We start from the raw sequence: 9,754 nt of genomic DNA, 5'->3' as shown, positions 1-9,754 counted from the left end.
TTGAATGGGTTCATGTGCAGCTCCATCAGCAAAAGGGGATGATAAGTTTATCACCACCGACTATTTGCAACAGTGCCATCGCGAGTGGGTCAGGGTGGGACGGCTTAAAAACCCTTGTTGCAATGGCAACCAGGCTGACCGCCACCATGGCCGACGATCCGCTCAATCATGTGCTCGACGGTTATCACCGCTTCCGCCGATACGCTCCACGCATGTTGCGCCTGCTCGATCTGCGAGCTGCGCCCGTTGCACTGCCGCTTCTGGAAGCGGTGACGGCCCTTCGTACCGGTTTGAACGATGCCGCGATGACCAGCTTCTTGCGGCCCAGCTCGAAATGGCATCGCCACCTTCGGGCCCAGAGGGCTGGCGACGCTCGCCTATGGGAGATCGCGGTGCTGTTCCATCTGCGCGATGCGTTCCGCTCCGGAGATGTCTGGCTTACTAGGTCCCGGCGCTATGGCGATCTGAAACACGCACTCGTTCCGGCACAAGCCATCGCGGAAGGCGGTCGTCTCGCTGTGCCATTGCGGCCGGAGGAATGGCTGGCAGACCGGCAAGCTCGCCTCGACATGCGGTTGCGCGAGCTTGGCCGTGCCGCTCGCGCAGGCACGATCCCGGGCGGGTCGATTGAAAACGGCGTTCTGCATATCGAGAAACTCGAAGCCGCCGCGCCGACAGGCGCCGAAGATCTGGTGCTCGATCTCTACAAGCAGATCCCGCCCACGCGCATCACCGATCTCCTGCTGGAGGTGGATGCGGCGACCGGCTTCACCGAAGCGTTCACCCATCTGCGCACAGGAGCACCCTGCGCTGACCGGATCGGGCTAATGAACGTTATCTTGGCGGAAGGGATCAACCTCGGCTTGCGCAAAATGGCGGATGCGACAAACACCCACACCTTCTGGGAATTGATCCGCATTGGACGGTGGCATGTCGAGGGCGAAGCCTATGACCGGGCGCTGGCCATGGTGGTCGAGGCACAGGCAGCGTTACCCATGGCCCGGTTCTGGGGCATGGGCACGTCGGCTTCGAGCGACGGACAGTTCTTCGTCGCTACAGAGCAAGGTGAGGCCATGAACCTGGTCAACGCGAAATATGGCAATACCCCGGGCCTGAAAGCCTATAGCCACGTCTCCGACCAATATGCGCCGTTCGCAACCCAGGTGATTCCTGCAACGGCAAGCGAAGCGCCTTACATCCTCGATGGCCTGCTGATGAACGATGCTGGACGCCATATCCGCGAGCAGTTCACCGACACGGGCGGCTTCACCGATCACGTCTTTGCCGCATGTGCCATTCTCGGCTACCGGTTCGCTCCGCGCATCCGCGACCTGCCATCCAAACGGCTCTACGCGTTCAATCCGTCGGCCGCCCCGGCGCACCTGCGAGCGTTGATCGGCGGAAAGGTCAACCAAGCCATGATCGAGCGCAATTGGCCCGACATCCTGCGCATCGCCGCCACCATTGCTGCCGGGACCGTCGCGCCAAGCCAGATTCTGCGGAAACTCGCCTCCTATCCGCGGCAGAACGAGCTCGCGACAGCCCTGCGGGAAGTCGGTCGCGTCGAGCGCACCCTGTTCATGATCGACTGGATTCTGGATGCCGAACTCCAACGGCGTGCCCAGATCGGGCTCAACAAAGGCGAAGCTCATCATGCGCTGAAGCGGGCAATCAGCTTCCACCGCCGCGGTGAAATCCGCGACCGTTCCGCCGAAGGCCAGCATTACCGCATCGCCGGCATGAATCTGCTCGCCGCCATCATCATCTTCTGGAACACCATGAAGCTCGGCGAGGTCGTTGCAAACCAGAAACGCGATGGAAAGCTGCTATCGCCCGATCTCTTGGCCCATGTTTCGCCGCTCGGATGGGAACACATCAATCTCACCGGAGAATATCGCTGGCCAAAGCCTTAGCGTAGGATTCCGCCCCCTCCCGCAAACGACCCCTTAACTGACGAACAACTCGCACAAATTCTTATCCCGAAACGATTTGTACCACCTACTCCACCTGAACATGAAGGCAAGAATATGGTCTATGTATTTGATAGTGAGGATAAGTTTGAACTGACTTATGATGAGCTGGTGGAAATCATTAGCAAAGCTAGAATGGCTGGTCCGAAGTTGATACCTGTCTTAGGCACCGTGAATTAAATTGTGCAGTGTTCGCACGCCACTTGAAACATAACTTGATTGGAAATGAATTTGGGCTGAGAAAAATTCAGTTCAAATTTAACCTGACGGGCACACTAAAAAATGGGTAATTGTCAGATCGAGTTTGGACTACAACACTTTAGCTCATCGATTTACCAAAGTGCTAATCTTTACACTATTGTCTAAAATCCAGTGACCAAATTGTGATGCTAAAGCTTTTAAATTCCCTTTATTATGAATCAAAGTTAGTATGATGCTTTTCATAAAGACAGTTTACTTATAACCAGAGAGATTTTTAAACAATTCCCCCTTTTCAGTTTGCTTAGGCTATTTGATCCAGAGTTCATCTTTTTGCATCATTTTTAACATTAAATTAAATATAACCAGCGGAGTAACATTTTTTTTGTTAGAGCCGACAACTCTTTGAAAACTAAATTTAACGGTTCGCTCAGGAGCATCCAAATTAACTGGGTAGTTTTGTTTTTCTAAATACAGATGATCTCCTAACATTGGCTCTATACCAGTAATAAAATTAACAATTTGTTGCTCATCACCTTTCATTCGGCATTGAAAATGTAGAAAATTCTTACGCAGTTTTCCAAATAATAATAATATTTTAAGCGCCTTAACCATGTTCTTTTCTTTCAGTGCATCTTGCTGCCTATCATCTTTATAATGAAAATCAAGGAGAGGAATTATTTCATCTGGACGAGTCAGTTTTTTAGCCTTTTCGTAAAGTTCATCAAACCAACTCTCTTCTAAATTCTTACTATAAACATAATTCGTTTTTAAATTAAATTTTTGGCGATCCATCCATTTAGTGCTCATCCATTGACATCGTTGCATCCATTCTTGAGCTTGGGTATCTTCGCTTAAACGACCTTCTCTAAAACTTATCAAACGTTGAAAAGGTGTCAGAGTACTCTTCTCTATACTAAACTTCTTTTCTTGTCGGCCAGCCATCGTAACTGGCTGTGTTTGCTGATAAGAATTAAACCATTTCTGCTGCTGAGTATAACGATTTAGGTTTATGTAGTCTGTACTTGACTTCACTGGACTAAAACACTGTTCTAATACTTTTTTTGAAATGATACACGGCGAATTATAAATTCGATCGACTGCTAATAAATCCAAAACATGAAGGTAATTTGAAGCCGTTTGCTCAATACTGCTATGCCCCATCCAAGAGGCGAGCACCTGCCATTTATGTTGAATAATCTCTTCTTGAGCACGTGCTTTCATACCAAACAATAAATCCCTCATCTTTTTTGCTTTTACCCAAGGACAATCTGTGTAGGTCTTGATCATTTCTTTTGAACCGAGCAAAGTTATTGCTAGATAGTTAGCAGCACTGTGGCGTAATGTATGAAAACTAAAGCCATGATGCATACCTAATATTTGACTAAACAAATCTACTGTAATTTTGCTGATACATTGATCAGTTAATACACGATGATTCACACTAAAAAGTAGATCATCCTGCTGATTAACCAAATATTGCTCATAACGATGTTGTATGTAACGTTGTACTACTAAAAACTCATGTTCTGACAATGCAATTTTCAATGGTATTTGACGATTCGCACTTCGCGTTTTCAGACGGCGATATGAATTGTCTTGGATATGAAGCGTGATATTATTAAAAACTGTATTTTCTTTTTCTTTATAAAGTAGCTCTGGGCAAATAATATCTTGTATTTTAAGACAACGAACTTCATTTAATCGAAGTCCAGTTCTATAACTTAGTAAATACATCAGCTTTAAACAACTCAGATGATCGACCCACTCTGATGCCGTTGGCTCTTGACTTAAATTTTCTAGTTTTTCCAATAATTTGCCAAATAGCAAAGGACTCACTAGCCGTGCATTGCAAATTTGTAAATGCTTAAAACTTGAATTCTGTAACACCAATACCCCTGGAGCATCATAATTCTCTATACAGAATTGATGAAAATCTTTTAGGCGACCAAAACGGTATTCTGCGCTTTGGTGCATCTTACGAGAGGTTTTTCCTTTCACCGAATCTCGTTGAACTGCTTTTTCATCACGTTCACTGCTGTATTTCAATAGCTGCCGATATAAATCCTCATAGTCATCTATGGATTGTTGCTTTAAATCTAATTTATTGAGCCAAATCTCAAATATAAATTCTTTGCCAAACGATCCTAAGTAGCTTTCAATAGTTGATAATTGAAGCCCTCGTTTTTTTAAATGCATTAACCAGTGAATTAAGCGTAGTTGAGCATCAATTAAAGACTTTTCCTCCGTATTAGCATCAACTATCTTCTCCTCTAACACCCTTCTAGTTTCTTGCCAAAAACGTAGCGTGCGTTCTTCTTTATTCCTCTTTTTATCTAAACGCTCAACTTTTTGACCTTTACGTTTCTTTTGACCAAACAACATCAACTCATACGGAATCGTTTGTAATTTGCTTTGAACAGTCGGAACTTCAGGAAGTAACTGCTCTTGTTCAAAATGAATAGGGCGATTATCTGCTTCTGTGACTTGATTGTAATCATTATTCCACAGCAATCTAAATTCGGATGGCCTTAAAGCAACAGTATTAATCTCTTGCTGAAGCACATTACTCAAAAATATATCTATGCTGAGGTTTGGATTAAATTCGAGTACCATTTGCACATCATTAAATGCACGAAATCCACGGCGTTTAATTTGATATTGCAGATCCCCAAGACTTTTTTTCCTGCCTATCTTACTCAAGCTTTCTAAAATACAATCTTCAACTGAATGTTGCAGACAAAATTCTTTCTGAGTAGCTTTCAACTTTTTTAAATATTGCAAAATGAACTGCGCATATGGGTTAAAAAAAACATGTTTCCATTGGTACAACTTTCCCTGTTCTACATCGTTGCCATATTGAGAGTTTTCAACACGATAATGTAGTAACAATGGATTAGTGATTTTTTTGTAGTCCGAATGGTATAACCGAAAACAATTCAGATCTGTACCAAGCTCAATGGCCTCCTGCAATTGCTTCTGAATAGCAATCAAATGCTGTTCATCTGCACAGCCTGAAATATATATAAAACTTAAGCATAAATTTCCCCATAAGTACTTTGGTTCATTCCAATATTCAAATGAATCTTGCCAATACTGCCTTAATTCCTTAAGTACATGGATATGTAGATGCCCCTGTTCTAACCGTGACTCTGTACTCTCAATTTTTCTAGGCAGTACGATCCGTTTAGTATGTGGATTTAGCTTAATTCTGTATGATTTTTTATCTACATTCTGGTTGAATTGCTTCCTTCTTTTATTAAATTCATCTTCAGTAAATTGCATCAGTTTTGATTGTTCGTCTCGGCTCAACTTTTGACTCAAACAATCAACACTATCTTTAATGTCATGCCATTTTTCAGCGATCAGCTGATCAAGTTTTTGCTGCATTTCTTTCGTCAATACTTCAGGTGGAGAAGGCTGTCTATCTAGCGACTTTTTCACCATTTTATGAATATCAACAAATAGATCATCTAGTTGTGGTTTTATTAGTTCTTTGATTTTTTGCATACAACTATTTTCGCTCTAAGTGTTTAATCGATAAAGATTTGACATTATCTTGCAATTGCTGGCGGGCTTGCTGTACATAGACATTCGGGATAAGTGAAGAATGCGGATGAAAAGCCTCTCGGTCACGTTGGTCATGACCATACAGGGCCTGAATTAAGTGAAAAGCTAATGCTGGTTTACCCTCTTGCTGCTCATGCATCAAAAAGTTCATGTCAAAATGACGTAACCAATTCGAATACATATTCTTTGGAAAGACTCCTTGCATATATGAATTCACCCATTTTCTCGATAAAGGGATTAACTTAATTTTCCTGCTCTGCCATTCTTTGACAGTTATCGGCAAGATATCTTTACTAAAAATGACCTTACCAAAAAGATCATTTACAGTTATCTTCTTCTTTGCAAAGACTTGTCTAAAAAATGAACCGTACGCTTCAATAATTTGTTCTAAAAAGGCAGTGTAATTTTGCAGTGTTTTTATGAAAAAATCAGATAAAGGGATAAAACGACCATCTTTTCTTGCTTTACTATTTTTTTTATCATTCACATATAAAAGCTTGAGCTCAACACAATAATCATCCAAATTCCCCAACAGGTTTTTTTTAGGCCGACTTGCCAAACTCAACAAACTGATATGCCACATCCAACACGCATATGCATTAAGTTGATTAATAATGTGCTTATCTTCTTGGATGTTTTCGTGACAATGTCTATGTAAAATATGGAATTGCTCTTTCACAAAATTGGGTTCAAGTGCCAGTTGGCTCCCTATCCTTCCTATAGATAATGCAGATTGCACTTTGAATTGTTGTTGCAATATTTTTAGTTCAGCCGTGTCTTCAGTAAAATGTGTGGAATGTGGTGTAAGTGCTTTTTCTAAAAAGGCTAGATATGTGCTACTGAGTTGAGTTTTCGGTAGCCCGCCATAATAGATACCAGGCATGTGATGCTGACTATCCCGCCCAGCAATTACATGAGCAAGATATTCATTATATGTTTCATAATATATATGAAAATATAATTGAGCCTGCAGTTTTTCTACAGTGATCGAACCTACAAACCGATTATCAAGCCAATTCTTAAGTTTCGTATTAATGTGTGTTGATGAAATTAGTGGATTCGATGCTTGTTCTATATAGTCAAACCAAGCAGAAGGTAAATGTAGTTGATGTGTCATCACTTCATTCCACCGCACATGATTTAAGCTCTTAATCTTCTGCTCTGTAATTTTAAGATTTAATTTGAGTAAATATTCGCGACGTCTACTTGAACCATTCTGGATCAAAATTCCATCTTGAATAAGCTCGTTAAAATCCATCAGTGCGACGGGTGATAATCCCGTCAAAAGTGACAATAAACATGCTGCAGCGATTGCAGCATCCCTCCAGTGCCCGGATAACTCGGTTCTCAACACATAAACAATTTGCTTCAGTATATCTGGCGCCAAATAATGTGGATTTGTAACAAAAGGAGCATGACGGCGCTGGCGATGCCGCATTAGATGCGTCGCATTATCGCTGAGTATATAATTTAAATTTTTAGACTTTTCATCTTCTGAATAAAACTCCATTTCAGGATCTAATAGATCAACTTCACCCTCTTCATCTTTGTGAAGAGCGGCATCATAAATACTGATCTTTGCGTTATGTCCAATATCTACTTGCTTACCCGTTTTAATTTCACGAAATTTTTTGAGTTCATTTTTCGTCGGCCATTGCAAAACTTTACTTTTTTTTGACTTACGCTGACGATGAACAACACGACGATCATCAAGTCTTTTAAAAATTATTAATAGAGCCGATAAATACTCTATGGCTTGTACTTGTTTGAAATCTTTAATATTAAAAAGTTGATTACGATCCTCCTTTTTCAAGTTACGTTCGTACATGACATAGCGATTTAGTAGCTCACTGCATTCTTGAAATAATTCAGCATGATTAGAATCCAGAACATATCGTGATACATAGCGAAAGAGATCACAAACATGTTTTTGCTTATTCTCAGCTTTATCAATTTTTGCAAATTCTTGATACTGCCGATATGTTAAAAAACTCGCTTGTAGAATCAAATAACGTTCAGACGACAGCTCTTGAGTATTACTAGTAGTCGGGCATGCAAAATAACTTAAAGAAGCTAGATAATAATATTTACCTAATTGTCTAGAACTAGATATATAGCCATATATCTGTTGTGCTTCCTTATATAGAGCATGGGCTTTTTCACGTAAATCATCTGATAGATCGACAAATTGTGTATTCACAACATGATTGCGTAATAAACAATAATCTTTTTGGAATTTTTCTGCTAAATCTAAGAATTGCTCTTCTGTTTCAATCTTTGGCATATTCGCTTTCGCTTAATTTTTTATCAAATTGCATTGGTTAAATTCATTACGATCTGAACAATTTGGTAAAAGTTGATCTTTTATTGAACTCTTTGTCAGCTTAAAAAATCTAGCAAAAAATTTAGCATCCAGCTCTTTCTGAGCTTTTCTCTCAAAGCACAAGTGTTGCTGTGATTTTTCGATAAAATCATCAAGATTATGTATCAACTGTAAGATTGCAACATAATTAGAATGTACACGTAAGCATGGCTCCGTTTGCATTAATAGCAATATTTTTTGCCAAATTTTCACATAGATTATTTTGAACTTTGCTTGTACTACTACTTTCTGGCTCTGTTTAATCTTTTTGATTTTCAGTAGTTCTGAGTTAATTTTTACTATCTTAAATTGAACATTTTGTCGCTCAAAGCAAAAGGGCATGATAAATTGCCCCATAAATATCTCTATATTTTTTACTAAATAGTCAAATTTTAACATTTTTATCGATATAAAAAATGAGCATATCTTTGTATATTAAAATTCATTTAATTTATCAACTAAATTTTCTCAAAATTACAATTATCAACAAATACATATGGTTTACTTATCATGGGTGGTCTAAATTTTAAAAATTCTTCCACTTTTTTTTAGTTTTCTGTTATTACATGAAACAATACCGTTGTATTACATTTTGAAATGCTGTGTATGCAGCATTGATCAAAAAGATTCTCTGCTATACTTACTTCACGTGTAGCATCAATGGAGTTTCGAAATGCTCAGAACCACTGAACAGAAAAAAAAATATATTCAAGCGACACGTGCGCAAAACTATCAAGCCAGCCTAAAGCTTGAAGGCATTACAACGACAGCTCAAACAAATCAACAAAGTAAAGCTGAAATCTTGCAAAAATATAAGAAGTATTCGCAACCCGAAACTTAGTCAGGTGCATGTATGGATAAATATGGGGAAATGGGTGACAGCCTGTATTGTTACCCTGGCACAAATATCCTAAAGAACAAACTCAATATTCATGATGAACAAATTTTAGAACAAGCTGAACTAGAACTGTCTGGATTGGCAAGTAACTTAATTGAATATGCTGAACCACCTTACGACTTACAATACTTAAAATCAATTCATGCGCAGCTCTTTGGCGACTTATACGACTGGGCAGGAAAGTTAAGACAAATCGATATTTCCAAAGGTGACACCCGTTTTTGTAATTTTTCCCGTATTGAAATTGAAACCAATAAACTACTCAAACCGCTTCAAGAAAAAAAATACTTTCAAGGCTTAGCACCACAACAACTGATTCCTCAACTTGCCGACTTGTATTGTGAGCTTAATGTCATACACCCATTCCGTGAAGGTAATGGACGTACACAACGGATTTTCTTTGAGCATCTGATTGCTCATTGTGGTTATGGTATTGATTGGTCTCGCATTGACTCTCAACAACAATGGATTCAAGCCAATATTGAAGGTTTTTATGGTAATTTAAATCCATTAATTAAGATTTTTGAAATATGCTTTATTCAAAATACCTAAAATTTAAGTAGTCGAAGCCCACAATCCTTAATGAGCCATCATCTTTGCTTCAATCCACTGATTAATTTCCCAAATAAACCAACAATCACGATTCTTAGAAATCTTAATACTCTTCGGGTAATTTAGGGTAAGCGTCCGCTGAACACACCTTATGAATTCATCCTATAAGCCTTAATTTAGTCCCCACTTAAAAACAAGTGGGGA

At 40.1% G+C, this 9,754-nt stretch carries 7 protein-coding genes; 4 read left to right on the top strand and 3 right to left on the bottom strand.

Annotation, left to right across the window (positions count from 1 at the left end; translation table 11 throughout):
- On the top strand, positions 1-1,913 hold a 1,913-nt coding region (locus HHA41_RS12495), incomplete at its 5' end, for a Tn3 family transposase (RefSeq protein ID WP_232857668.1).
- A 6-nt stretch (positions 1,914-1,919) separates the two neighbouring features.
- Positions 1,920-2,150: a hypothetical protein gene (locus tag HHA41_RS12490; protein ID WP_150378268.1), complete on the top strand. Its 231-nt coding sequence runs from the start codon at positions 1,920-1,922 to the stop codon at positions 2,148-2,150.
- 327 nt (positions 2,151-2,477) lie between these two features.
- Here HHA41_RS12490 and HHA41_RS12485 read toward each other — a convergent pair whose 3' ends face one another.
- From HHA41_RS12485 to HHA41_RS12475, 3 genes are read right to left on the bottom strand one after another with little or no spacing between them, the layout of a single operon-like run.
- On the bottom strand, positions 2,478-5,678 hold the full coding sequence (locus HHA41_RS12485) for a site-specific integrase (RefSeq protein ID WP_151208140.1): 3,201 nt from the start codon (positions 5,676-5,678) through the stop codon (positions 2,478-2,480).
- Positions 5,679-5,682: 4 nt separating this feature from the next.
- A complete protein-coding gene (locus HHA41_RS12480) occupies positions 5,683-8,022 on the bottom strand; it encodes a hypothetical protein (RefSeq protein WP_002058482.1) in 2,340 nt (779 codons plus the stop codon).
- A 12-nt stretch (positions 8,023-8,034) separates the two neighbouring features.
- Positions 8,035-8,499 (bottom strand): hypothetical protein, encoded by a 465-nt coding sequence (locus HHA41_RS12475; RefSeq protein WP_000911011.1) that lies wholly within the window; start codon positions 8,497-8,499, stop codon positions 8,035-8,037.
- Between the two features lie 274 nt (positions 8,500-8,773).
- On the opposite strand from HHA41_RS12475, the gene HHA41_RS12470 reads away from it, so the two are divergent.
- Together HHA41_RS12470 and HHA41_RS12465 are read left to right on the top strand one after the other, a co-directional pair.
- Positions 8,774-8,941: a YhfG family protein gene (locus tag HHA41_RS12470; RefSeq protein WP_005245168.1), complete on the top strand. Its 168-nt coding sequence runs from the start codon at positions 8,774-8,776 to the stop codon at positions 8,939-8,941.
- A gap of 12 nt (positions 8,942-8,953) precedes the next feature.
- A complete protein-coding gene (locus HHA41_RS12465) occupies positions 8,954-9,550 on the top strand; it encodes a putative adenosine monophosphate-protein transferase Fic (RefSeq protein ID WP_004658347.1) in 597 nt (198 codons plus the stop codon).
- Positions 9,551-9,754: the final 204 nt, after the last annotated feature.

It is taken from the genome of Acinetobacter sp. A1, assembly GCF_012371315.1.
In the GTDB taxonomy this organism is placed as follows: domain Bacteria; phylum Pseudomonadota; class Gammaproteobacteria; order Pseudomonadales; family Moraxellaceae; genus Acinetobacter.
Note: the sequence above shows the minus strand (reverse complement) of the source record. Positions and strands in the feature narration are given on the sequence as shown.